Source organism: Mycolicibacterium austroafricanum (assembly GCF_902705885.1).
GTDB lineage: Bacteria > Actinomycetota > Actinomycetes > Mycobacteriales > Mycobacteriaceae > Mycobacterium > Mycobacterium vanbaalenii_A.
Window position 1 is genome coordinate 17,075 of record NZ_CACSIP010000027.1, and the last position, 24,609, is coordinate 41,683.

24 protein-coding genes are annotated in these 24,609 nt (G+C 66.6%); 16 read left to right on the plus strand and 8 right to left on the minus strand.

Translation table 11 applies throughout. The annotated features are described in order from the left end of the window. Positions 1–756: an NUMOD3 domain-containing DNA-binding protein gene (locus tag BEMPMBAN_RS18420; RefSeq protein ID WP_159232699.1), complete on the plus strand. Its 756-nt coding sequence runs from the start codon at positions 1–3 to the stop codon at positions 754–756. 294 nt (positions 757–1,050) lie between these two features. On the opposite strand, the gene BEMPMBAN_RS18425 is transcribed toward BEMPMBAN_RS18420, so the two are convergent. Continuing rightward, positions 1,051–1,425 carry a DUF5997 family protein gene (locus tag BEMPMBAN_RS18425; protein ID WP_159232700.1) on the minus strand — a complete coding sequence of 125 codons (375 nt, stop codon included), beginning with the start codon at positions 1,423–1,425 and terminating at the stop codon, positions 1,051–1,053. Between the two features lie 28 nt (positions 1,426–1,453). Here BEMPMBAN_RS18425 and BEMPMBAN_RS18430 point away from each other — a divergent pair, with 28 nt between their 5' ends. Next, entirely contained in the window at positions 1,454–2,164 is a 711-nt protein-coding gene (locus BEMPMBAN_RS18430; RefSeq protein WP_159232701.1) for a LysR family transcriptional regulator substrate-binding protein, read from the plus strand. A gap of 16 nt (positions 2,165–2,180) precedes the next feature. On the opposite strand, the gene BEMPMBAN_RS18435 is transcribed toward BEMPMBAN_RS18430, so the two are convergent. The 3 genes from BEMPMBAN_RS18435 to BEMPMBAN_RS18445 are packed head-to-tail and all read right to left on the minus strand — an operon-like array spanning position 2,181 to position 4,410. Then, a complete protein-coding gene (locus BEMPMBAN_RS18435) occupies positions 2,181–2,597 on the minus strand; it encodes a VOC family protein (protein ID WP_159232702.1) in 417 nt (138 codons plus the stop codon). 40 nt (positions 2,598–2,637) lie between these two features. Beyond that, positions 2,638–3,210: a hypothetical protein gene (locus tag BEMPMBAN_RS18440; RefSeq protein ID WP_159232703.1), complete on the minus strand. Its 573-nt coding sequence runs from the start codon at positions 3,208–3,210 to the stop codon at positions 2,638–2,640. Between the two features lie 15 nt (positions 3,211–3,225). Next, positions 3,226–4,410: an NAD(P)/FAD-dependent oxidoreductase gene (locus tag BEMPMBAN_RS18445; protein WP_159232704.1), complete on the minus strand. Its 1,185-nt coding sequence runs from the start codon at positions 4,408–4,410 to the stop codon at positions 3,226–3,228. A gap of 152 nt (positions 4,411–4,562) precedes the next feature. Here BEMPMBAN_RS18445 and BEMPMBAN_RS18450 point away from each other — a divergent pair, with 152 nt between their 5' ends. From BEMPMBAN_RS18450 to BEMPMBAN_RS18470, 5 genes are all read left to right on the plus strand, one after another. Beyond that, positions 4,563–5,303: a TetR/AcrR family transcriptional regulator gene (locus BEMPMBAN_RS18450; RefSeq protein WP_159232705.1), complete on the plus strand. Its 741-nt coding sequence runs from the start codon at positions 4,563–4,565 to the stop codon at positions 5,301–5,303. Positions 5,304–5,349: 46 nt separating this feature from the next. After that, on the plus strand, positions 5,350–6,924 hold the full coding sequence (locus BEMPMBAN_RS18455; protein WP_159232706.1) for a flavin-containing monooxygenase: 1,575 nt from the start codon (positions 5,350–5,352) through the stop codon (positions 6,922–6,924). 72 nt (positions 6,925–6,996) lie between these two features. Continuing rightward, entirely contained in the window at positions 6,997–7,959 is a 963-nt protein-coding gene (nrdF, locus tag BEMPMBAN_RS18460; protein ID WP_159232751.1) for a class 1b ribonucleoside-diphosphate reductase subunit beta, read from the plus strand. Between the two features lie 232 nt (positions 7,960–8,191). Continuing rightward, the gene (locus BEMPMBAN_RS18465; RefSeq protein WP_159232707.1) at positions 8,192–9,406 is read left to right on the plus strand and encodes a cytochrome P450; all 1,215 of its coding nucleotides are present in this window, start codon (positions 8,192–8,194) and stop codon (positions 9,404–9,406) included. Next, positions 9,403–10,065: a TetR/AcrR family transcriptional regulator gene (locus BEMPMBAN_RS18470; RefSeq protein WP_159232708.1), complete on the plus strand. Its 663-nt coding sequence runs from the start codon at positions 9,403–9,405 to the stop codon at positions 10,063–10,065. Before BEMPMBAN_RS18465 ends, BEMPMBAN_RS18470 begins: the two co-directional genes overlap by 4 nt. Before the next feature lie 161 nt (positions 10,066–10,226). Here BEMPMBAN_RS18470 and BEMPMBAN_RS18475 read toward each other — a convergent pair whose 3' ends face one another. Beyond that, positions 10,227–11,273, minus strand: a complete 1,047-nt coding sequence (locus tag BEMPMBAN_RS18475; protein WP_159232709.1) for an NAD(P)-dependent alcohol dehydrogenase — start codon at positions 11,271–11,273, stop codon at positions 10,227–10,229. 154 nt (positions 11,274–11,427) lie between these two features. Continuing rightward, a complete protein-coding gene (locus tag BEMPMBAN_RS18480) occupies positions 11,428–12,567 on the minus strand; it encodes an iron-siderophore ABC transporter substrate-binding protein (protein WP_425294988.1) in 1,140 nt (379 codons plus the stop codon). A gap of 202 nt (positions 12,568–12,769) precedes the next feature. Between BEMPMBAN_RS18480 and ctaD the strand changes: the two genes are divergently transcribed. Further along, positions 12,770–14,515: an aa3-type cytochrome oxidase subunit I gene (ctaD, locus tag BEMPMBAN_RS18485; RefSeq protein ID WP_159232753.1), complete on the plus strand. Its 1,746-nt coding sequence runs from the start codon at positions 12,770–12,772 to the stop codon at positions 14,513–14,515. Positions 14,516–14,540: 25 nt separating this feature from the next. After that, positions 14,541–15,803 (plus strand): phosphoserine phosphatase SerB, encoded by a 1,263-nt coding sequence (gene serB / locus BEMPMBAN_RS18490; protein WP_159232710.1) that lies wholly within the window; start codon positions 14,541–14,543, stop codon positions 15,801–15,803. 83 nt (positions 15,804–15,886) lie between these two features. Here serB and yczR read toward each other — a convergent pair whose 3' ends face one another. Next, complete coding sequence (gene yczR, locus BEMPMBAN_RS18495; protein WP_159232711.1) at positions 15,887–17,329, minus strand: MocR-like transcription factor YczR; 1,443 nt, start codon at positions 17,327–17,329, stop codon at positions 15,887–15,889. A 62-nt stretch (positions 17,330–17,391) separates the two neighbouring features. Here yczR and BEMPMBAN_RS18500 point away from each other — a divergent pair, with 62 nt between their 5' ends. The 7 genes from BEMPMBAN_RS18500 (at position 17,392) to BEMPMBAN_RS18530 (ending at position 22,997) form a co-directional block, all read left to right on the plus strand. Beyond that, on the plus strand, positions 17,392–17,577 hold the full coding sequence (locus BEMPMBAN_RS18500) for a hypothetical protein (protein ID WP_159232712.1): 186 nt from the start codon (positions 17,392–17,394) through the stop codon (positions 17,575–17,577). An 80-nt stretch (positions 17,578–17,657) separates the two neighbouring features. Continuing rightward, on the plus strand, positions 17,658–18,512 hold the full coding sequence (locus tag BEMPMBAN_RS18505; RefSeq protein ID WP_159232713.1) for an ABC transporter ATP-binding protein: 855 nt from the start codon (positions 17,658–17,660) through the stop codon (positions 18,510–18,512). Then, entirely contained in the window at positions 18,509–19,366 is an 858-nt protein-coding gene (locus BEMPMBAN_RS18510; RefSeq protein WP_159232714.1) for an NUDIX hydrolase, read from the plus strand. The genes BEMPMBAN_RS18505 and BEMPMBAN_RS18510 overlap by 4 nt, the downstream gene beginning before the upstream one ends. Beyond that, a complete protein-coding gene (locus BEMPMBAN_RS18515; RefSeq protein WP_159232715.1) occupies positions 19,363–20,040 on the plus strand; it encodes an enoyl-CoA hydratase in 678 nt (225 codons plus the stop codon). Before BEMPMBAN_RS18510 ends, BEMPMBAN_RS18515 begins: the two co-directional genes overlap by 4 nt. Positions 20,041–20,066: 26 nt before the next feature. Beyond that, positions 20,067–21,065, plus strand: a complete 999-nt coding sequence (locus tag BEMPMBAN_RS18520; protein ID WP_159232716.1) for a class I SAM-dependent methyltransferase — start codon at positions 20,067–20,069, stop codon at positions 21,063–21,065. Further along, positions 21,023–22,243, plus strand: coding sequence for a THUMP-like domain-containing protein (locus BEMPMBAN_RS18525; protein WP_234897558.1), 1,221 nt, complete (start codon positions 21,023–21,025; stop codon positions 22,241–22,243). Before BEMPMBAN_RS18520 ends, BEMPMBAN_RS18525 begins: the two co-directional genes overlap by 43 nt. Before the next feature lie 64 nt (positions 22,244–22,307). After that, positions 22,308–22,997 carry an esterase gene (locus tag BEMPMBAN_RS18530; RefSeq protein WP_159232718.1) on the plus strand — a complete coding sequence of 230 codons (690 nt, stop codon included), beginning with the start codon at positions 22,308–22,310 and terminating at the stop codon, positions 22,995–22,997. 9 nt (positions 22,998–23,006) lie between these two features. On the opposite strand, the gene BEMPMBAN_RS18535 is transcribed toward BEMPMBAN_RS18530, so the two are convergent. After that, positions 23,007–24,557, minus strand: a complete 1,551-nt coding sequence (locus tag BEMPMBAN_RS18535; RefSeq protein WP_159232719.1) for an alanine/glycine:cation symporter family protein — start codon at positions 24,555–24,557, stop codon at positions 23,007–23,009. Between the last annotated feature and the right edge of the window lie 52 nt (positions 24,558–24,609).

Genomic DNA, 24,609 nt, shown 5'->3' on the forward strand with positions numbered 1-24,609 from the left:
GTGGTCGCTGAACTTCCGACCGGCGGCGTGATCTACGGGGTCAGGCTCCAGTCGGAGGGCGTCTATCGTTATGTTGGTCTCACGACCAAATCGGCCAAAGTTCGCCTCAGACAACATGTCAAAGTTGCGCGGTCGGGAAGGAAGACTCCCTTCTACGATTGGCTTCGAAAGCACGACGGCGAGGACATCGTTGCGGACCAGCTGGATTTGATAGAAGGCCTCGCGGAACTCGGGAAGGCGGAAATCGCCTGGATCGAGTCTCTTCGGCGGGAGGGGCATCCACTACTTAACCTCTCTCAGGGAGGCTTGGGTCCCATGGGCATCGAGTGGACGGCAGAAATGCGGGAAGCCGCTAGGATCCGGTCGACCGGCCGAAGAGGCGTGAGTCGATTCGCTGACGCCAATCCTTTTTTTGGTCGTAATCACGCTGCTGAGCAGCGCGCGAAATGGTCGGAGCTCCGACGAGGGCAGAACGCGGGGCCCGAGAACCCCAACTACGGAAAGTTTGGGGTCAGTCATCCGAGCTTCGGTCATGTCATGTCGGAGCAAGCTCGCGAGAAGCTAGCCGAACAGAGACGAGGCGCTGGCAATCCGAATTATGGGCGTCAGGCGAGTGATGAGACCCGCGCAAAGATGTCGGCGGTACGTAAGGGGCGGCCGATGCCGTCGAGTAGGCGCAACGCGCATACGCGGCACCACACAAACAAAGGAGTCAAGAAAGATACGTGCCAGTACTGCATGGAAGAGTTGAATTGAGCCCCGTCACACACTAAAGGCGCGGCCGAAAGGGCAGCGCCTCTTGGTGTCGGGAGACATTCTGCGCGTAGATGGTCCGACATGGACAACGGCCGGGGTCTGACTCAGGATGCTCTCCATCGGCTGTCGACCTATCCGGCGCACCGCCCAACGCGATGAATCCACGGGGAGCGGCTGGTCTGTCCCCGTGACGGCAGCCGACGAGTCCGCCGCGGACCACTGGAGAAACAGATGCGCTCCGCGTCATCCCACAGCAGGAGGGCAGTGACTAGAAGCGGCGAGAATCAGCTCCAGCTAGCGTTCTGCGCGCAGCGCCTTCAGTCGCCGCTGCTCACTGAGCACGCTCTGGTAGCTCTCGCGTTCGGCGATCAACCACTGCGGCTTCGCCTCGAGCAGCGCATTGATCTGCTCGGTGGTGAGCGCATCTTCGACGTCGTTGCGTGACAGTGCGGCGATCGAGATGCCGAGCCTGGCCGCCACCAGGTTCTTCGGGTGCGGCCCGTCCTTGCGGAGGTCCTTGAGCCACTGCGGCGGGTTCTCCTGCAGCGCAGCCAGCTCGTCGCGGGTGATCGTGTTCTCCTGGAACTCTGCAGGCGTCGCAGGCAGGTACACGTCCAGCTTCTTCGCCGCCGTGGCGGGTTTCATCGACTGCGCGTTCGGCCTGCTCATGACCCCAGCGTATCGGTAGCCTGAAACCGTGGCTCGGCCCTCGCTCACCCTCGGTTATGTCCCTGGCGGGACTCCTGCGAAGTGGGCTCGGACGTGGGCGAAGCGCCGCCCCGAGGTGCCATTGCACTTGCGCTTGGTCGCCGCTGCGGATGCGGCTACCGAAGTGCGGACCGGCACCGTCGACGCGGCCGTGCTCCGACCGGCCGACACGTCTGGGCTGGCCACCATCCCTCTCTATGAGGAGACCACGGTGGTCGTGGTGCCGACCGATCACATTCTCAGTGCCGTCGACGAGATCACTGCCGCAGACCTCGACGGTGAGCCGGTACTGCTGCCGCGCGACGACGTCGTCGCCTGGGTCGACGCCCCCGGCGTTCCGGTCGATCACCGGCCCGAAACCACCTCCGACGCAATAGAGCTCGTCGCTGCAGGGATGGGCGCGCTGATCGTTCCCCAGTCGCTGGCACGGCTGTACCACCGCAAAGACCTCACGCATCGCCCGATCGCCGACGCGCCCACCTGCCCGGTGGCGCTCGCCGTCCCAGAAGGGCCGCAGCCGGTGCTGCTCGAGGAGTTCATCGGGATCGTGCGGGGGCGCAAGCCGGGTTCGTCGCGGGCTCAGACCCAGCCGGTACCAAAGCGCACCGCGCGGGAGAAGACCCTCGCGAAGCAGGCCGCCCGCGCTGCCGCGGGCAAGGTCGCCCGTAAGCCGGGCCGGACCGGTCGCGGTCGACGCTGAAGCCCACTGGTGACGGCTAGATCGTCAAGGTGCCGTCGTCGTTGATCGTCCACCCGGGGTTGAGCGCAACCTCCCACACGTGTCCGTCCGGATCGGCGAAGTAGCCCGAATACCCGCCCCAGAACACTTTTTCGGCGGGCTTGAGGAGGGTCGCGCCCGCCCCTGCGGCCTGGTCGAGCACTGCGTCGACGTCGGCCTCGGAGCGCTGGTTGATCGCGATGGTGATTCCGCTGAACCGGCCGTCGACCGGGTGCCGGCAATCCTCGGCGAGATCACCGCGACCGAACAACGCCAGCGCGATGCCGGGCAGTTGGTAGAAGACGACCCCCTCGGGCGCCTGTGTGGGCACCCACCCCAGCCCGTCCTCGTAGAAGCGGCGGGCCCGGTCGAGATCGTCGACACCGAGGGTGATGAGGCTGATCCGCTGTTCCATGGCGGTGAGGGTAGTCCGACCCGACGACATCTTCGCCATGTCACTGCGTCAGGTCGGACCAGAACTCCACGGTCGGGCGTGCGGAACCCGGGCGGTGCGGCTCCGGGCCGAACTCGTTGTCGACATAGTGCACGAGATCGTCCCCGCAGCAGAGGATCTCGGTCCGGTAGATCGACAACACCGGGTGGCCGGACGAGCCGCGCCCCGCGGGCAGGAAACGGTGACCGAACACCGGGACCATCCGGGGGACCCGGGCCAGGCGATAGCGCGCCGTTCGCAGCGCATCCTTCATCCGGGCGGGCCGTCGTCCCCAGTCGTGGTGCCAATACTCGTTCCACTCCACGTCGAACAGCACGCCGTCGGCGGGCAGCGCCAACAGCGCACCCAACGTTCTGCGCGTCGCCGACCGCCAATCCGGCCACGAATCGCCGAGAGGAAGCCCCGCCGCCAGAAACGCTCGATGATCGTCGGCGAACTCGAAGTCGAAATCGGTCTCGACCTGTGCGATCTCGGCAGCACTGAGGCCGGGCGAGATGTCTGCCGAGTCGAACACGCTCAACCGACGTGCCGCCTCAGCGCCCAGGTGGGCGCCGTCCGGTTGCGACGCCGTCATCGGGTGGGGCGCCGCCTACTTCACCTTGTGCTGCGGACCTTGGGCCTTCTTGTACAGCGCCTTGAGCATCCGGTCACGGAAAGCGGCGTTGTCGATGAGCTTCACCCCGGCGTTGGCGAGCTTGGGTTGGCCGATCAGCTTGTGCATGTAGCGGCCGCGCTTGTACTCCCGTCCCCACGCCGCCTCCATCCGCTGCGCGTAGTTGGTGAAGTCGTCGGGTCCGCCGTTCTGCAGCGCGGCGATCGCACACTCGCCGGCCGCCAGCCCCGATTCGAGCGCCTTCGAGATGCCGGCGCCGGAGGCCGGTTTACCCGCGCCCAGGGAGTCGCCGGTGAACAGCACGCCCGGCCGCCACGGCGGCCACGCGGTGAACCCCATAGGCAGGCGCCAGGCGCGCACGCTCTTGTTCTTCTTCAACTCCTCAATGGGCGGAAGATCCCAGTCGCGCGGCAGCGTGCGCAGGAACTCGCCAAGGAACTGGGTGGCGTTGATCGACTGCCAGTTCTTGTAGCTGTTGACGTAGCCGAGGCCGATGTTGAAGATGCCGTCACCCATCGGGAACACCCAGCCATACCCGGGCAGTTGATCGCCTTCGAACACCAGCTTCAAGTAAATGTCCAGCGAGTCGGAGTCGGGCCGGTTGGCGTGCATCTCCGAGCGGATGGCGATCGCCTGGTAGCCGTTGTACTCCGAGTCGATCTTCAACGCGCGTTTGATGGGGGAGTAGGCGCCGTCGGCGGCGATCACCGCGTCGCCGTAGACCTTCTCGCCCCCTTTGAGCGTCACACCGATCACCCGGCCGTCGGCATCCATCTCCGGTCCGGTGACCTCGGCGCCCTGGCGTACCTCGGCGCCGGCCGATTCCGCGTGCTTGAGCAGCACCGTGTCCAGGTGGGTGCGGCTGACGGTGTGGCCGTGGTCGGGCATCCCCGGGCGCTTCGGGAACGACAGCTCCCACTCGCTCGGGCTGAACACCGTCACCCGGTTCACCCGATGAAAGGTCGCGACCTCGTCGGCCAGGCCCATTTTCTGCAGGTAGCTGACCGCGCGCGCGGTCAGACCGTCGCCGCAGGGCTTGTCGCGCGGGAACTGCGCCTTGTCCAGAACCACGACCTTCGCACCGGTCTGTGCGGCCTGCCATGCGGCGGCCGACCCCGATGGCCCTCCACCGGCGATAACCAGGTCGTATCGCTGCGTCATGAATCTCGTCTCGTCGATCGGCTTGTCGCAGCGATAGTACCCAAGGACCCGTCGGCCATCTCGCCGGAAAGATTCCCTAATAGTTCGGTAATCATTCGCACCACGTGAGGGTCTGAGCAGGTCAGCGACGTCGGCCCGGGTACAGTGGTCGAGTGCGACGAGGGTCGAGGGCGCGCTCCTCCGAAGAACCGGGTGTCAAGGTCGACGCCCGCAGTGAGCGCTGGCGTGAGCACCGCAAGAAGGTGCGCTCCGAGATCGTCGACGCCGCCTTCCGTGCCATCGACCGGCTGGGGCCCGAGGTGTCACTGCGGGAGATCGCCGAGGAGGCCGGCACCGCCAAGCCGAAGATCTACCGGCACTTCACCGACAAGTCGGATCTCTTCCAGGCCATCGGCCAGCGGATGAGGGACATGCTGTGGGCGGCGATCTTCCCGGCCATCGACGTCTCGAAAGACCCCGCCCGCGCGTTGATCCACCGCGCTGTCGAGCAATACGTGCGGCTGGTCGACGAACACCCCAACGTGGTGCGCTTCCTGATGCTGGGCCGCTTCACCGAGCAGAGCGAGTCGACGATTCGCGCGCTGAACGAGGGTCGCGAGATCACCCTGGCGATGGCCGACATGTTCAGCAACGAGCTCCGCGAGATGGAACTCGACGGCGCAGCCTTCGAGATGGCCGGGTTCGCCACCTTCGGGGCAGCGGCATCGGCCACCGACTGGTGGCTGGGATCGGCGGGGGACACCCCGCGGCGGCTGCCGCCGGAGAAGTTCGTCGAGTACCTGACCACCATCATGATGGGCTCGATCAACGGCACCTGTGAGGTGCTCGGCATCCGCATCGACCCGGACGTGCCACTGCATGAAGGGGTGCAGCGCCGCGAGCAGGTCGCCTGACACGTCCGCCTAACCGGTACCGGCGTTCCCAGGTACAGTCAGTGCCATGAGCGTCACGGAACACGTCGAGAACGCCTCGGTCGACCGCGCCCCGGTGCGCACCCGCGCCCTGATCATCGGCTCGGGGTTCTCCGGGCTCGGGATGGGCATCGAGCTGCAGCGTCGGGGAGTGGAGTTCGCGATTCTGGAGAAGGCCGACGAGATCGGTGGTACCTGGCGCGACAACACCTATCCCGGGTGCGCCTGCGACATCCCGGCACACATGTACTCGTTCTCGTTCGAACCGAAGGCCGACTGGACCCATATGTGGTCCTTCCAACCGGAGATCCAGGACTACCTCCTCGGCGTCACCGACAAGTACGGGCTGCGTCGTTACATCCACTTCGGCGCGCACGTCGACCGCGCCCAGTGGGACGACGACGAACTCGTCTGGCACGTGTTCACCACCGACGGTCGCGAGTTCATCGCGCAGTTCCTGATCTCGGGGGCCGGCGGCCTGCACATCCCGCTGATCCCGGAGTTCGAGGGTCTGGACGACTACCTCGCGGCCGGCCGAGCGGCCTTCCACTCCGCGCAGTGGGATCACTCGGTCGACATCGCGGGCAAGCGCGTCGCCGTCATCGGCACCGGTGCCAGCGCCATCCAGATCGTGCCCGAGATCGTCAAGGACGTCGCGTCGTTGCAGCTGTACCAGCGCACGCCGGCGTGGGTGATGCCCAGGCCGAACAACCCGATACCCGAGGGCATGCGCCGGGTGTTCGCCAACGTCCCCGGCACCCGGGCCGCGATGCGTGCGGGCATCTACTGGGTGCACGAAACCGTCGGCTTCGCGATGACCCGGCAGCCGCGGCTGCTCAAGATCGGCGAGATGCTCGGCAAGTGGAACATCCGGCGTTCGATCAAGGACCGCGAGCTGCGCCGCAAGCTCACCCCCGACTATCGGGCCGGGTGCAAGCGGATCCTCAACTCCGACACCTACTATCGCGGCATCGCCGACCCGAAGGCCGAGGTCATCACCGACCGCATCGCCCGGCTCACCCCGTCCGGCATCGTCACCGCCGACGGTGTGGAGCGGCCGGCCGACGTCGTCGTCTTCGCCACCGGCTTCCACGTCACCGACTCCTACACCTATGTCGACATCAAAGGCCCCGGCGGTGAGGACCTCGTCGACCGGTGGAACACCGAGGGCATCGCGGCGCTGCGCGGCATCACCGTCGCCGACATGCCCAACCTGTTCTTCCTGCTCGGCCCGAACACCGCGCTGGGGCACAACTCGGTGGTGTTCATGATCGAACAGCAGATCCGCTACGCGGCCCAGGCCATCGCCGCAGTGGACCGGGCCGGTGCCCGCGCACTCGCGCCGACACGGGCCGCGCAGGATCGCTACAACGACGAACTCCAGGACGATCTGCGCGGTACCGTCTGGAGCACCGGCGGCTGCCAGAGCTGGTACCTCGACGAGCACGGCGTGAACCGCACCCTGTGGAGCGGCATGACGTGGCAGTACTGGCTGGCGACGCGCCGGTTCAAGGCCTCGGAGTACACGTTCCTCCGGCGGGGGCGCGACACGCCAACACAAGATGTTGCGGCGTCACGGCTTTTGAGCCCCAACAAGTTGTAGTGTCGGGGTCGGCTTGTAGAACAGGTACAGCCACTGCAAATCCGGCGAAATGGGGTCCTGGTGTCCGAGGGAATGAAGCTGATCGACCGCGTCTCCGCGATCAACTGGAACCGCCTGCAGGATGATAAGGATGCCGAGGTATGGGAGCGGTTGACCGGCAATTTCTGGTTACCGGAGAAGGTGCCCGTCTCCAACGACATCCCCTCCTGGGGCACGCTCAACGCCCATGAGAAGCAGCTCACGATGCGGGTATTCACCGGCTTGACGCTGCTGGACACCATCCAGGGGACCGTCGGCGCCGTCAGCCTGATCCCCGACGCGCTGACTCCGCACGAGGAAGCCGTCTACACCAACATCGCGTTCATGGAGTCGGTGCACGCCAAGAGCTACAGCAACATCTTCTCCACGCTGTGTTCCACGGTCGAGATCGACGAGGCGTTCCGCTGGTCGGAGGAGAACCCGAACCTGCAGCGCAAGGCCGAGATCGTGATGAACTTCTACAAGGGCGACGATCCGCTCAAGCGCAAGGTGGCCTCGACGCTTCTGGAGAGCTTCCTGTTCTACTCGGGCTTCTATCTGCCGATGTACTGGTCCAGCCGGGCCAAGCTGACGAACACCGCCGACATGATCCGGCTGATCATCCGTGACGAGGCCGTGCACGGCTACTACATCGGCTACAAGTTCCAGAAGGGGCTGGCGCTCGAGAACGAGGCGCGTAAGGCCGAGCTCAAGGACTACACCTACGAGCTGCTCTTCGAGCTCTACGACAACGAGGTCGAATACACCCAGGATCTCTACGACGGGGTGGGGCTGACCGAGGACGTCAAGAAGTTCCTCCGGTACAACGCCAACAAGGCGTTGATGAACCTCGGCTACGAGGCGCTCTTCCCGCGCGACGAGACCGACGTGAACCCGGCGATCCTGTCGGCGCTGAGCCCCAACGCCGACGAGAACCACGACTTCTTCTCCGGCTCCGGGTCGAGCTACGTCATCGGCAAGGCCGTCAACACCGAAGACGAGGACTGGGACTTCTGAAGCCCTGCTCAGAGTGCTGGATGGACCGGTTCCTTTCACATGCTGCAAGCGATCCAGTCGGGACCGGTTAGAGGCTCACCCCGCGTTTTGCCCACATTGACCGCCGGGGCGCTGAGGGAGCCGCAAATGTGGTGATCGGCATGGCGACCCCCTGACGGTGCATCATCGAAGGGCCGATGCAACATGCGACAGTATTGGACTTCTGTTGCGTCGCTGCGTAATGTCCGGCCGCATGACGCCCCTAGGCCCGTTGGATATCGAGGGAATCGACTTCGCGTTCGATGATCAGCCGGATCTGCATGCTGTGCTGGCCCGGCTTCGCGCGCGTAAGCCATATGCGATAGTGCCGTTTGCCGCTACTCGCGCCGTCCTGCTGTTGACCGATGAATTGGTTCGGGCAGCATTCCGCGACGAGACAACATTTCCCGCTGCGCCTGTTTACGCGATGACGACGGAACCGGTGTTCGGTAAGACGGTGCTGAGCATGTCGGGCAGCCAGCACCGGGCCAGCCGCGCGTTGGTGTCGGCCCCTTTGCGCCGTGGGCGGGTGCAGGCCTATGTGGAACCGGTGATCGAGCCCGTGGTGACCGAGCTCATCGATGCGTTTGTCTCTCGAGGATCGGCTGATCTGGTCGCCGAATTCACCCAACGGTTCTCACTGTTGATCATCAGCCGCCTGCTGGGTATTCCGGTCGACGACGAAACGCGAATCCAACATTGGGCCAAAGCGATGATCGAGTACGCCTTCAGCCCGGCGGCGGCAATAGACAGCGCACAAGAGTTCACCGAATATGTCAGGCCGTTGCTGGCCGAGCGGCGACGCGAACCAGGTGGCGACATGATCTCGATGCTCGTCACCGAGTTGGGCGAAGACGGTGAATTCCTCAGCGACGAGGAGATTCTGACATTCTTGCGCATGCTCTTTCCGCTCGGGGCGGATACGACAACGTACGCCCTGGGCAACGTGCTGTCGGCACTGCTGAACCATCCCGAGCAACTCAGGCTGGTGCAATCAGATCCGCAGCAATACCTGCAGGCTGCCATCTGGGAGGGCGCCCGCTGGGAACCAGCTGTGGGGCTGTTGCCGCGCGCGTGCCCCGCCGAAACCACATGGCACGGCATCCACATCCCGCCCCTCACACCGATGATCTTCGCCATCAATGCCGCTCACCGCGACCCAGCGATATACCCGAGGCCCGACGAATTCGACATCACCCGCAACCTGATGCCGCCGCTGTCGTTCGGCCAGGGTCCCCACAGCTGCATCGGCAACTGGCTGGCCAACACCGAACTCCTTGTGGCGCTCGACTTGCTGATCACGCGGCTGCCCGACCTCGCCTTGGACCCCGAACACGTTGATCTGTCGACGATTACCAGCCAAGTCGGTACCACCCTGCGCGGACCCACTGCCCTCCATGTGACATTCACCCCGGGTCCGCGGCAATGACGCAACGCAAGGCGCGTATCACCGACAATCCATGCCGCCCCACCCCGTGGGGCGAGCATCCACCCCGCGACGATGATGAAGCGAGAGCACGCCTACTCGATGCTGCTGAAAGGTGCTACGAGCGCCGCGGCATCGCGCGCACCACGGTCGACGACGTCGCCAAAGAGGCCATGGTGCATCGAACAACTGTGTACCGCTACTTCGGAACACGCGACGACGTCCTGGCCTTCGTGATGCTGCGGGAAACGACAGCAGTGATCGACATCGCCGAAACCGCACTTACTCAAAGCGGCCCATTCGGTGAACGACTCCTCAACGCCCTCGACGCCACACTGGACATGGTCGAGCAGTCTCGGTGGCTGAGAGTGTTGTTCTCTCCGGAAAGCCTGCAGATGACCGTCTCGGCGGCAGCATCAAGTGTCTTCCGAGACCAAATCCGCGACGTGCTACGACCACATGCGCTAACCGCCAAGGAAAACGGCGAACTACGCGAAGAACTCGACCCCGACGCCGCCGCGGACTGGTTGGTGCGCATCGCACAGATGCTGCTGATGGAACACGTTTCAGGCGCGAACGACGCCGCTGCTGATCGGCGGACAGTCTTTCGTGACTTCGTCATTCCCGGCCTACTCAACCCCAGACTCAACCCCAGACTTTGAGCACACCCAGACCGCCAACATGAACGGGTCTGGTCTCTTGACGGCGGTTACGCCGAGATTGAGTCCCACCAGTTCTCGAATGGAGCCCCTCAGGTGTCCATATCCGCAATAGTTCCAGCCGCCGGGAAACGCAGCTGCTGTGCGAGTGCGTCCGGTGACGCCTACCGCAGCGACGCGGTGTCGATGACGAACCGGTAGCGGACGTCGCTGGCGACCACGCGGTCATAGGCCTCGTTGATGTATTCGGGCTCGATGACCTCGATCTCGGGGGTGACGCCGTGCTCGGCGCAGAAGTCCAGCATCTCCTGGGTCTCGGCGATGCCGCCGATCAACGAACCGGAGAGCCGGCGGCGGCCGAAGATCAACGCGGGCGCAGGCACCTCCATCGGGTGCTCGGGCATCCCGAGTTCGACCAGGGTGCCGTCCAGTTTGAGCAACCCGAGATAGGCCCCGAGGTCGAGGTTGGCTGAGACGGTGTTGAGGATCAGATCGAAGCTGCCGCGCAGTTTCTTGAACGTGTCACGGTCGCTGGTGGCATGGTACTCGGAGGCGCCGAGGCGCAGACCGTCCTCCATCTTCTTCAGCGACTGGCTGAGCACGGTGACGTCGGCTCCGAGCGCCACCGCCAGCTTCACCGCCAGATGCCCGAGTCCGCCGAGGCCGATGACCGCGACCCGGGTGCCGGGCCCGGCGTTCCAATGCCGCAGCGGCGAGTACGTGGTGATGCCCGCGCACAACAGCGGGGCGGCGTCCGCCAGCGAGACGGCGTCCGGGACCCGGAGCACATAGTTTTCGTCGACGACGATCGCCCCGCTGTAACCGCCCTGGGTGGGTTGCCCGTCGCGGCCGATGCCGTTGTAGGTACCGACCATGCCGGGGTTGTTGCAGTACTGCTCCTCACCGGCACGGCAGTACTCACACTCACGGCACGAGTCGACGAAGCATCCGACACCGACACGGTCGCCGACAGTGAACTTCGACACCTCGGATCCGACCTCGGTGACGACGCCCGCGATCTCGTGGCCCGGCACCAGCGGATAGTTCACCTTGCCCCACTCCGCGCGCACAGTGTGGATGTCGGAATGGCAGATTCCGGCGAAGTGGATGTCGAAGGCCACATCGTGGGGCCCGACATCCCGCCGAGTGATGGTGGTCCTGGTCAGCGGGTCGACAGCCGAGGTGGCCGCATAGGCGGAAACAGTGCTCATCATCACGTCCTCTGGTGTTCATGCGATTGCGCGGGCGGCGACTGCGGCGCCCGCGGACAAGTGGCCGCGACGATGCGGCTCCCAGGACACTCAACGGGTGAGGGGGCGCCATTAGTCCCGATCGCGCCTGTGACCTCCGACCGGGCGCCGGCCCTCAGTTGATCGGGGCGTTGAGCCACCGCAGATCGGCGAGGATGCCGCGTGCGGCGACGATGCCCTCGCCCGTCTGCCAGACCTCATTGTTCACCGCGAACACCCGGTTGTCGCGATTGGCGGACAACCGCCGCCACGCGTCGCCGTCCATGACCTCGGTGGCGCGCTGCTTGGCTTCGGCCGAGGAGAAGGAGATGTAGACGATGTCTCCGTCGGCGACGGACAGGTCCGCCGAGTCGGCCAGGTCGGCGTCGGAGATGCCGACCTCGACATAGGGCTTGTCGGTGAATCGTTGTGCGGCGGGACGGTCGACACCGACTTCTGCGAGCACCGCGGCCGGGAAGTTGTCGGTGCCGTAGACGCGCATCGTGGTGTCGGTGAACTGCACGACCGACGCCTGGAAATGCGTGGCGTCGTTGTCTGTTCCGGTTCTCTGTGCGGCGCGGTCGAAGTTCTCGATCATCGCGTTCGCCGCGTCGAGTCGACCGGTGGCCGCACCCACCATGCGCAGATTGTCCTGCCACGCCGCGCCCGGGGGTCCGGTGAACACCGTCGGCGCGATCGCCGACAGTTCCGGGAAATCCTCGGGGGTGCGGGCCACCGACCCCAGGATCAGGTCTGGTTGCGCTGCCTCCACGGCGGCGATATCGGGATCGCTTCGGCTCCCGGCGCCGGGCAGGTCGTGGATCACGCTGCCCAGATACGACGGTTGATCGTCTGAACCGTCGGGCAGCGCGGCAGCGACGATGCGGGACTGCAGTCCCAGCGCGCACAGCGCGTCGAGTTGGTCCCCGGAGAGCACCACGATGCGCTGCGGATCGGCGGGCACCAGCGTCGTCTCCGGCAACGGCGGCGTCACCGCATGCCCGACCGCGTTACCGACCTCCCGCTCCGGCGGCCCCTCGTCGAGCACGGCCGGTTCCGGCGCGCACGACTCGTCAGGTCGTCGGTCGTTTCCGAGGACCCCCGCACCGGCGATGCGGGTCGTGCTGGTGATGACCGAACCCTCGGCGTCGCCCGGCGCCGGCGCGTCGCCTGCTCCGCAGCCGCTGAGAACGAGGGTGGCGACGAGGGCGGTGGCTCCCGCACACGGCACCGACCGGCAGCCCCGGCGGCCCGCGTCTACTCGCCTGAACAGCACGTCGCCGACGGTAACATCCGGGCAGTTCGGGGCTGTGCAGCCGACGGTCCGGAATCGAATACGACCGTTTGTAGGACCACCCCGACCGCGGACGGGTTCGGGGGCTAAGATTCATAACGAACACCCGTCGGCGAGCCGGCGAATCGATGGTCGGGACAGCCCGGGACCCTGCCCGGTGGCTTGCGAAACGTTGGAGGACCTGTTGGTAGCCGAAGCGCCCCCAATCGGAGAACTCGAGGCCCGGCGACCCTTCCCGGAGCGGCTCGGTCCCAAGGGCAACCTGATCTACAACCTGATCACCACCACCGATCACAAGTTGATCGGCATCATGTACTGCGTCGCCTGCTTCGCCTTCTTCCTCATCGGCGGGCTGATGGCGCTGTTCATCCGCACCGAGTTGGCCGTGCCGGGTCTGCAGTTCCTGTCCAACGAGCAGTACAACCAGTTGTTCACCATGCACGGCACGGTGATGCTGCTGTTCTACGCGACGCCGATCGTGTTCGGGTTCGCCAACCTGGTGCTGCCGTTGCAGATCGGCGCGCCCGACGTGGCGTTCCCGCGGTTGAACGCGTTCTCATTCTGGCTGTTCCTGTTCGGCGCCCTGATCGCCACCGCCGGCTTTATCACCCCCGGCGGCGCTGCGGACTTCGGCTGGACGGCGTACTCGCCGCTGACCGACGCGATCCACTCACCCGGTGCCGGCGGTGACCTGTGGATCATGGGCCTGGCCGTCGGTGGTCTGGGCACCATCCTCGGTGGCGTCAACATGATCACCACCGTGGTGTGCATGCGCGCGCCCGGCATGACGATGTTCCGGATGCCGATCTTCACCTGGAACATCCTGGTGACCTCGATCCTGGTGCTGCTGGCGTTCCCGATCCTGACCGCCGCGCTGTTCGGCCTGGCCGCCGACCGTCACCTCGGCGCGCACGTGTACGACCCGGCGAACGGCGGTGTGCTGCTCTGGCAGCACTTGTTCTGGTTCTTCGGGCACCCCGAGGTCTACATCATCGCGTTGCCGTTCTTCGGCATCGTCAGCGAGATCTTCCCCGTGTTCAGCCGAAAACCGATCTTCGGCTACACCACGCTGATCTACGCGACGCTGGGCATCGCGGCGCTGTCGGTGGCGGTGTGGGCACACCACATGTACGCCACCGGCGCGGTACTTCTTCCTTTCTTTAGCTTCATGACGTTCCTGATCGCGGTACCGACCGGCATCAAGTTCTTCAACTGGATAGGCACGATGTGGAAGGGCCAGTTGACGTTCGAGACGCCCATGCTGTTCTCGGTCGGGTTCATCGTGACGTTCCTGCTCGGTGGCCTCTCCGGTGTGCTGCTGGCCAGCCCGCCGCTGGACTTCCACGTCACCGACAGCTACTTCGTCATCGCGCACTTCCACTATGTGCTCTTCGGCACGATCGTGTTCGCCACCTACGCGGGCATCTACTTCTGGTTCCCGAAGATGACGGGGCGGTTGCTCGACGAGCGGCTGGGCAAGCTGCACTTCTGGCTGACGTTCATCGGTTTCCACACCACGTTCCTGGTGCAGCACTGGCTCGGCGACGAGGGCATGCCCCGCCGGTACGCCGACTACCTGCCCAGCGACGGGTTCACGACGCTGAACGTCGTGTCCACCATCGGCGCGTTCATCCTCGGTGCCTCGACGCTGCCGTTCCTGTGGAACATCTTCAAGAGCTGGCGCTACGGCGAGGTCGTGACCGTCGACGATCCGTGGGGTTACGGCAACTCGCTGGAGTGGGCCACCAGCTGCCCGCCGCCGCGGCACAACTTCACCGAGCTGCCGCGGATCCGCTCCGAGCGTCCGGCGTTCGAGCTGCACTATCCGCACATGGTCGATCGGATGCGCCGCGAAGCCCACGTGGGCCGTGCGCACGGACCCGATGACGGCGACGTCACCAGGCTCGATGACGAGAAGGTCCGCACCTGACGGAGCGCGTGGGCGGCACCCGGGGGTGACCGCATCAGAGGCGGCCGATTCCCTCGGCTCGGCGCGCACGCGCTCGTCGCTCCTGATCACGGTGACCGGCCGCGATCAGCCGGGTGTCACATCAGCGCTGTTCGAGGTGCTCTCCCGGCACCGGGTTGATCTGCTCAACGTCGAACAGGTGGTCATCCGTGGCCGGCTGACGCTCGGGGTGCTGGTGGGAGGCCCAGCCGACGTCGCCGGCGGCCCTGAGCTGCCGGCGGAGGTGGAGGCCGCCATCCACGGGGTGGGCCTGGACGTCGCCATCGAACGCAGCGACGGCATCTCGGTGATGACGGAGCCGTCGACGCACACCATCGTGGTGCTGGGACGGCCCATCAGCGCCACGGCGTTCGGCGTGGTGGCCAGGGAAGCGGCGTCTCTGGGGGTGAACATCGATTTCATCCGCGGGGTGTCGGACTATCCCGTGACCGGTCTGGAGCTTCGGGTGTCGGTGCCCCCCGGTGCGTACCGCCAGTTGCAGACGGTGCTGGCCCGGGTGGCCGTCGAGGAACGCGTCGACATCGCGATCGAGGACTACAGCCTGTCGCGGCGCGCCAAGCGGCTTATCGTCTTCGATGTCGACTCCACGCTGATCCAGGGCGAGGTCATCGAGATGCTGGCCGCGCACGCCGGCGCCGAGGCCGCGGTCGCCGAGGTCACCGCCGCGGCGATGCGTGGCGAGATCGATTTCGCCGAGTCGCTGCACCGCCGGGTCGCCACGCTGGAGGGGCTGCCCGCCGAGGTGCTCGAAGAGGTGGCCGATCAGATCGAACTGACGCCGGGGGCCCGCACCACCCTGCGCACCCTGCGCCGGCTCGGTTATCACTGCGGCATCGTGTCCGGCGGATTCCGCCAGGTGATCGAACCGCTCGCGCACGAGTTGATGATGGACTTCGTGGCCGCCAACGAACTCGAGATCGTCGACGGCAAGCTGACCGGCCGGGTGGTCGGCAACATCGTCGACCGGCCCGGAAAGGCCAAGGCGCTGCGCGATTTCGCGCAGCAAGCCGGTGTGCCGATGGAGCAGACCGTGGCCGTCGGCGACGGCGCCAACGACATCGACATGCTGTCGGCAGCGGGCCTGGGGGTGGCGTTCAACGCGAAGCCGGCGCTGCGCGAGGTTGCCGATGCCTCCCTGAGCCACCCGTATCTCGACACGGTGCTGTTCGTCCTGGGTGTCACCCGCGGCGAGATCGAGGCGGCCGACGCCATGGACGGCGTCGTGCGCCGGGTCGACATTCCCGACTAGGGTCGGCACCGCCGGAATTGCGTTCCGGCAGACCTCTTCTCGAACCTTCTCTGCTGGAATACCGTTCCGGCGAGCGGGCGGGGTCAGACCACGACGGTGGCGGGTTCCGGTGCGGTGGAGCCGGTGACGCTGTGCCATGCCCGGGCCAGCAGCGCCACTGCCTCGGTGAGCTGAGCTTCGGGCAACGCATACGGGACGCGCACGAAGCGTTCCAGCGTCCCGTCGACGCCGAAGCGTGGTCCGGCAGGCAGCTCGAGGCCGATCCGAGACGCCGCCGCGGACAGCGCGGTGCTCACAGGCGCGGGCAGTCGCACCCACAGCGACATCCCGCCGGCGCCCGGCCCCGGCTGCCAGTCGGGCAGGTGCTGCTGCAGCAGGGAGCGCAGAAACGCCCGGCGGGCCCGCAGCATCTCCCGGCGCTCCGGCAGCAGATCGTCGCGCTGCGCGAGAAGCTTTGCCGCCGCGAGTTGTTCGAGGATCGGGGTGCCCATGTCGACGGAGGGGCGCAGCGCTACCAGGGTGGCGATGGTGTTGCGCTCGGCGCGGATCCAGCCGATCCGAAGACCGCCCCAGAAGGACTTGGACATCGATCCGACCGTCAGCACCAGATCGTGTCGGCCCCTCAGCTCGGTGGCCAACGGCGGAGGAGCCGGTTCATCCAGCCAGATGTCGCTCATGGTCTCGTCGATGATGGTCCGGGTTCGGGTCTCGGAGATGATGTGCGCCAGTTGCTTTCGATCTGCGGCGGGTAGCGTGTGCCCGGTCGGGTTCTGATTGTCGGGGATGAGATAGGCCAGGTTCGGGGCCAACTGATGCACAGCGGCCTCCAACGCCTCGAGCTCCCAGCCGTGTTCGGTCATTGAGACGGGAACCGGCCGTGCACCCGCGGTGGTGATCGCCGACAGCGCACCATGGTACGTGGGTTGCTCCACGAGGACACGGTCGCCGGGTTGCAGGTATGCCGCGAGGATCAACCCGATGGCTTGCAAAGCGCCCGTGGTCACCATGACCTCGTCAGGGCCGGTCGGAAGGCCACGCTCGCAGTATCTTTCGGCGATGGCCTGGCGCAGGGCGAGGGTGCCGAGGAGTTCGTGGCCTGTGCCCTGAAGGTAGGGTGCCACGTCGTCGGCCGCTTCGGCGAAGGCCGCCATCACCGCTGCGGCCGGGGCGGAAAGCGCTGCGGCGGCCAGGCTGAGGGCCGGCGCCGAGAGGGGCGCGGTGACCGCCGCAGTGACCGGCAGTGCGGTGGTGCTGCGCGCGCCGCGGCGGGCGTTGAGGTAGCCGTCCTCGCGCAGCTGGGTGTAGGCAGCGGTCACCGTGGTCCGGGAGACACGCAGCGCCTCGGCCAGCACCCGCTCGCTGGGCAGCCGCGCCCCCACTGGAAGCCTGCCGTCGACGATCAACAGCCGGATGGCGTCGGCCAGACCGTGATAGGCCGGTCCGCTGCGAGTGGACGTCCGCCAGTTGCCCAGCTCTCGAGCCAAGAGATCCACATCGAGCGAACGTGCCGTCATCACCGTAGTCATTGAGGCCAGTATTGGTGAAGTGGATATTGTTTGGCAAGCCAGTGGTCGGAAAAATGCCCGTCATGACGACAAACTGGTTATCGATCTGGGCGGCTCGGCTGGGGAAGCTCAAGCACCGGCTGGTCTTCGCCGCGATGCGTCCCTCGGGTTATGTCGAGTCGTGGGACCGCTGGGATGTGACCTCCGACCGGCGTCGCGAGCTCAACGACCTCGACGCCATGCGGGCACGGTTCCCGGATCACGCCTGACCGCCTCGTGGTGACTTCGGCGTGGTCGGTCGCGGTGAGCGTGACGGATCACGCCGAAGTCACCTGACTACGATGGGCGGGTGCCAGTCGACAGGTCTGACGAAGAGGAAGCAACCGCCGATCCCGACCTGCTGATCGACTTCGCCAACGTCACGTTGCGCCGTGACGGGCGGACCCTCGTCGGTCCGGTCACCTGGTCGGTCGAGCTCGACGAGCGGTGGGTGGTGATCGGGCCCAACGGGGCGGGAAAGACCTCGTTGTTGCGAATCGCCGCGGCGATGGAACATCCGTCCTCGGGCACCGCGTACGTGCTCGGGGAGAAGCTGGGCAGGGTCGACATGGCCGAACTGCGGGCACGGGTCGGGCTGAGTAGTTCGGCACTGTCACAGCGGGTGCCCGACGACGAGGTGGTGCGGGATCTGGTGGTCTCGGCGGGCTACGCCGTGCTCGGCCGGTGGCGTGAGCAGTACGACGAGATCGACTACCACCAGGCGCTCGACATGCTGGAAAGTGTCGGCGCGGAGCATCTCGCCGAGCGTAGCTACGGCACCCTGTCCGAAGGCGAGCGCAAGCGGGTGCTGATCGCGCGGTCGCTGATGACCGACCCTGAACTGCTGCTGCTCGACGAGCCCGCGGCCGGACTGGACCTCGGCGGCCGTGAGGAACTCGTCGCCCGGCTCGGCGACCTGGCCGTCGACGCGGACTCCCCGGCGATGGTGCTGGTCACCCACCACGTGGAGGAGATCCCGCAGGGCTTCTCCCACTGCCTGATCCTCTCCGAAGGCGGCGTGGTGGACTCCGGTCTGCTGACCGAGGTGCTGACTGCGGAGAACCTCTCGACCGCTTTCGGGCAGTCCATCGCGCTCGACGTCATCGACGGGCGCTACTTCGCACGTCGGGCACGAAGCCGCGCCGCGCACAGGAGGCGGAAATGACAGACTCGCCGGCTGCCCCCGCGGCGCCGTTGACGCCGAGGCCCGCCGCGACGGTGATGCTCATCCGGGACCTTCCCCGGGACCAGCGAGGTCTCGAGATATTTCTGATGCGCAGGCACTCCGCCATGGATTTTGTGGCCGGGGTGATGGTGTTCCCGGGCGGCGGTGTCGACGACCGCGACCGCAATGCCGACGTCGCCTGGCACGGCCCCGACCGGCAGTGGTGGGCCGACCGGTTCGGGGTGAGCGTCGAGCTTGCCGAGGCGCTGGTGTGCGCCGCGGCGCGGGAGACGTTCGAGGAGTGCGGCGTGCTGTTCGCCGGAGCCGCCGATGACCCGGACCTGCTCGTCGACGACGCGTCGGTGTATCGCGAGCAACGCGCGGCACTGGAGAACAAGAGCCTGTCGTTCGGTGAGTTCCTGCGTTCCGAGAAGCTGATGCTGCGCGCCGATCTGTTGCGGCCCTGGGCCAATTGGGTGACGCCGAAGGAGGAACGCACCCGGCGCTACGACACGTATTTCTTCGTCGGGGCGATCCCCGAGGGGCAGCGTGCCGACGGCGACAACACCGAGACCGACAAGGCCGACTGGGTGACCCCGCAGGCGGCGCTCGACGACTTCGCCGACGGGCGCAGCTTTCTGCTGCCGCCGACGTGGACCCAGCTCGACGCCCTCGACGGTCGATCGGTGGCCGAGGTGCTCGCCGTGGAGCGACAGATCGTGGCTGTCGAACCGCACCTGTCCGCTGCGAAGGGCGGCAACTGGGAGATCGAGTTCTTCAACAGCGACCGCTACAACGAAGCGCGCAACCGGCGCTCTCCCCAGGGGTACACCGACGGGGCGCCGCTCGCGTGACCGAGTTCGTCAGCGTGGTGCTCTCCGAGCCGGACGAGCGCTCGATCACCGAGGGCGCGGAGCCGGCGCGGATCGCGACGCTGCTGTTGTCGCGGCCGCCCACCAACGCACTGACCCGTCAGGTCTGCCGCGAACTCGCAGAGGCGGCCGAGCAGGTCGGGCGGCTCGATGAGGTGTGCGCGGTCATCGTGTTCGGTGGTCACGAGATCTTCTCGGCCGGCGCTGACGTGCCCGAGCTGCAGACCCTGGACGCCGCCGAGGCCGAGGAGGCGGTGCGGGTGTGTCAGCGCGCGGTCGACGCGCTTGCCGCGGTGCCGAAACCCACCGTCGCCGCCATCACCGGGTATGCGCTCGGCGCCGGCCTCACGCTGGCGCTGGCGGCGGATTGGCGGGTCAGCGGTGACAACGTGAAGTTCGGGGCGACGGAGATCCTGGCCGGGCTGGTGCCCGCCGGCGGGGGTGCGGCCCGCCTGGCGGGTGCAGTCGGGGACAGCAAGGCCAAGGACATGGTCTTCAGTGGGCGTTTCGTGGACGCGCGCGAGGCGCTGGAGTTGGGGCTGATCGACCAGATGGTGGCACCGGACGGGGTGTACGACGCCGCCACCACGTGGGCGAGCCGGTTTCTGGACTATCCGCCGGCGGCGCTGGGGGCGGCGAAGGCGTCGTTCGGGTAGCAGATGCGCACGTTAGGCTGCCCTGCATGACGGAAACGAAGGAAACCGGCGCCTACCCCGAGGTCGCCCTGCCGGCTCCGACGCCGCACGCGACCGAGGAGCAGGTCGAGGCTGCCCGGCACGACACCAAGCTCGCCCAGGTGCTCTATCACGACTGGGAAGCCGAGAGCTACGACGAGAAGTGGTCGATCTCCTACGACCAGCGATGCATCGACTACGCCCGCGGCCGCTTCGATGCCATCGTGCCCGACGAGGTGCAGCGCGAGTTGCCCTACGACCGCGCCCTGGAGCTGGGATGCGGCACCGGGTTCTTCCTGCTCAACCTGGTCCAGGCCGGGGTCGCGCGACGCGGATCGGTCACCGACCTGTCCCCGGGCATGGTGAAGGTGGCCACCCGCAACGGTCAGTCGCTCGGGCTGGACATCGACGGTCGAGTCGCCGACGCCGAGGGCATCCCGTACGACGACAACACCTTCGACCTGGTGGTCGGGCACGCGGTGCTGCATCACATCCCCGACGTCGAGTTGTCGTTGCGCGAGGTGGTCCGGGTCCTCAAGCCCGGTGGCAGGTTCGTCTTCGCCGGTGAGCCGACCACCGTCGGCAATGGCTACGCCCGCCGGCTGGCTGATCTGACATGGAAGTCCACCGTGGCGGCGATGAAGCTGCCGGGGTTGGGCAGCTGGCGTCGTCCGCAGGCCGAACTCGACGAGAACTCGCGCGCCGCCGCGCTGGAGTGGATCGTCGACCTGCACACCTTCGACCCCGCCGATCTCGAGTCGATGGCGCGCTCGGCCGGTGCTGTGCGGGTGGAGACCGCGAGCGAAGAGTTCACCGCCGCGATGCTGGGCTGGCCCGTCCGGACGTTCGAGTCCACGGTGCCGCCGGGCAAGTTGGGCTGGGGCTGGGCGAAGTTCGCGTTCGGCAGCTGGACCACCCTGTCCTGGGTGGACGCCAACCTGTTGCGCCGGGTCGTCCCGAAGGGGTGGTTTTACAACGTCATGGTGACGGGGGTCAAGCCGTCGTAGCGTTCGGCCTCGACGATGTGCGCTATCTGGGCAGCTATGCCGGGAAGCTGGCACTCGCCGAGGTCGCCGGCCATCGCCTCGAAGGCCGGAGTCTGATCGCCGATATCGATTCGGCGCGAACGCGATTCGGTGACCGGGCAGCCGTCCTGGTGGAGACGGTGATGCTGCGGCGCAAGGCCGCGGCGAAGTTCACCGACACAGCGAAGTTCGCCGACACCTCGGACTGGTTGTTCACCGACGAAGCGCTTCAGCAGGCGACGGCCGGTCCGGTCGCCGAGCACCGGGCGCGACGGCTGGCCGGCGCCACGGTGCACGACGCCACCTGTTCGATCGGCACCGAGCTTGCGGCGCTTCAGCATTCGGCAGGTTTCGTGCTGGGCAGCGACATCGACCCGGTGCGCCTGGCGATGGCCCGGCAGAATGTCGCAGGCGTACCGCTGTGCCGTGCGGATGCGCTGCGGCCGGTGACCGCCGACGCGGTCGTCGTCGTCGACCCCGCACGGCGCAGCGGGTCGAGGCGGCGGTTCGACCCCCGCGCATACCTGCCGCCGCTGGACCGGCTTCTGGACGTGCTTGGCGAGCGGGAGTACGTCGTGAAGTGTGCTCCCGGAGTCGATTTCGCAGCCCTTCGGCAGCTCGGGTTTGACGGGGAGGTGGAGGTGACCTCGCTTGCGGGCAGTGTGCGCGAAGCGTGCTTGTGGTCTCCCGGTCTCGCCGACGCCGGGGTGGGCCGCCGGGCGACCCTGCTCGACAGCAAAGAGGAGATCACCGACGCGCTGCCCGACGACTGCCCGGTGGCCCCGGTCGGCCGTTGGATCGTCGACCCCAACGGTGCGGTGGTGCGCGCCGGACTGGTGCGCCACTACGCCGTTCGGCACGGTCTGTGGCAGCTCGATCCGGACATCGCCTATCTGTCGGGAGACACCCTGCCCGACGGGGTGCGCGGCTTCGAGGTGCTGGAGCAGTTGGCGTTCAGCGAAAGACACCTGCGGGGGGCGCTGTCGGTTCGAGGCGTGGGCGCGGTGGAGATCCTGGTCCGCGGTGTCGACGTCGACCCCGATGCGCTGCGGTCACGGCTTCGACTGCGTGGTTCGGCCCAGCTGTCCGTCGTCGTGACCCGGCTCGGGTCCGGGGCGGCAAGCCGGGCAACGGCATTCATATGTCGTCCGTCACGCTGATCGGCCACGTACCCTGGCTTCAACAGCGCCGTGGTCCGAGTCGGCGCCGATGATGAGGACGACGATGCGAATTCTCGCCGCTGCACTGTTGGCTGCCGGTGTCGTGGCGGGCTGGGCTGCCGCCCCGGCGGTGGCGGCCCAGACTGCCTGCGCGGACCTGGGCGGCACGGTCGATGAAGAGCAGGTCTGCCACGTGTTCGCGGAGAACTCCACGTACCGGTTGGACTTCACCTTTCCCGCCGACTACCCGGACCAGCAGGCCCTGACGGCCTATCTGACGCAGACCCGAGACGGATTCGTCAACGTCTCGGAGATGCCCGGGTCGTGGAACCTGCCCTATGTCCTCGACGGCAACGGTCGGGCCTACCGGTCCGGACCCGAGGACGCCGGAACCCGCAGCGTGGTCTTCGAGGTGTACGAGAACGTCGGCGGTGCGCGTCCGCAGACCTGGTACAAGTCGTTCAACTGGGACGTCGAGGCGGAGGCCCCGATCACCTTCGACACCCTGTTCAAACCGGACGCCCGGCCGTTGGACGTGATCTTCCCGATCGTGCAGTCCACGGTGGCTCGGCAGATCGGCGTGGACGCGCCGATCTCACCGGCTGACGGACTCGACCCGGCCAAGTACCAGGAGTTCGCGATCACCGACGACTCGGTGATCTTCTTCTTCGGCCAGGGCGAGATGATGCCCGGCGCCGGTGGCGCGCTGCAGGCGGCGGTGCCGCGCAGCGCGATCGCACCGATGCTGGCCTGAGCGGACCCGTCAGGCGCTGCTGGCGGGCTCTTTGTCCTTGCCGGTGGCGGGGTCGTAGTTCTCCCAGAACGTCGCGTTCTTGATGTCCAGGGCCGTCGGGTCGAACATCGGGTCCAGGCCCAGCTTCTTCTGCTTCTCGTAGTCCCACAGCGCCTTGTAGGCGGGCTGCTGCAGGATGATGATGCCGATGATGTTGAGCCATGCCATCAGGCCGACGCCGATGTCGCCCAGCGTCCACGCGTCCGACGCGGTGGACACCGCGCCGATGGTCACCGACACCAGGATCAGCGCCTGCAGCATCATCGTGGTGTTCGAGCCGACGGTGCCGCGGAGGTAGGGGACGTTGACGGTGTTGGTCTTGCCCAGCAGGAAACGCAGGTTCGTCTCGGCCATGTAGTAGTAGGCGATGATCGTGGTGATGCAGAAGAACGCCAGCGAGATGGCGATGAAGCTGGACCCGGCACCGCTCCACAGGGTGTCGAAGCCGGTCTGCGCGAACGTCGGGCCGACCTCGGCGTCGGCCGGCAGGATCGAGCCGCCCTCGCGGATGACCGCGCCGTCGGAGCTCTCGCCCTCGAACACCCGGTAGGCCCCGGTGGACAGGATCAGGAATCCGGTGGCCGTGCAGATGAACAGCGTGTCGATGTACACGGCGAAGGCCTGAACCAGGCCCTGTTTGGCCGGATGCGACACCTCGGCGGCAGCCGCGGCGTGCGGACCGGTGCCCTGGCCGGCCTCGTTGGAGTAGATGCCACGCTTGACGCCCCACATCACCGCGGAGCCGAGGATCGCCCCGAACGCCGAGTCGAGCCCGAATGCGCTGGAGAAGATCAGCGAGATAACTCCGGGGATCTCACCGGCGTTGAGCGCCACGATGATCAGCGCCAGGACGATGTAGACGATGGCCATGAACGGCACCACGACCGAAGCGAACGTCGCGATCCGCTTGACCCCGCCGATGATCACGAAGGCCAGCACGATCACGGTGCCCACGGCCACCCACCACTTGGACCAGCCCCAGGCGGAGTTCATCGCCGAGGCCATCGAGTTGGACTGCACGCTGGGCAGCAGCAGGCCCATTGCCAGGATGGTGACCGCCGCGAAGACGTAGCCGTAGATCTTCATCGCGGGCGCCGCTGCGGTGTGGGCGAAGGCCCTACTCAAGTAGTAGGCAGGGCCGCCGCGGTACTCGCCGGTGAGCGGGTCGCGGGTCTTGTAGATCTGGCCCAGCGTGCACTCGACGAACGACGTCGATGCCCCGAGGAAGGCGACGGTCCACATCCAGAACAGGGCGCCCGGACCGCCGAACGCGATCGCCGTCGCCACCCCGGCGATGTTGCCGGTACCCACGCGGCCGGCCAGTGAGATGGTCAGCGCCTGGAAGCTCGAGATACCCGAAGGCGACTTCTCGCCCTTGAACATCAGCCGGATCATCTCGGGTACCTGACGGACCTGGACGAACCTGGATCGGATGGAGAAGTACACGCCTGCGGCTAGACACAGGTAGACCAGCGCGTTGCTCCATATGTAGCTGTTCACGGTGCTCAGGAAATCCGACAAGGTGGTGTCCCCTCTGGTGGCGGCATCCGGGTGATCGCAATGGATGATTGCA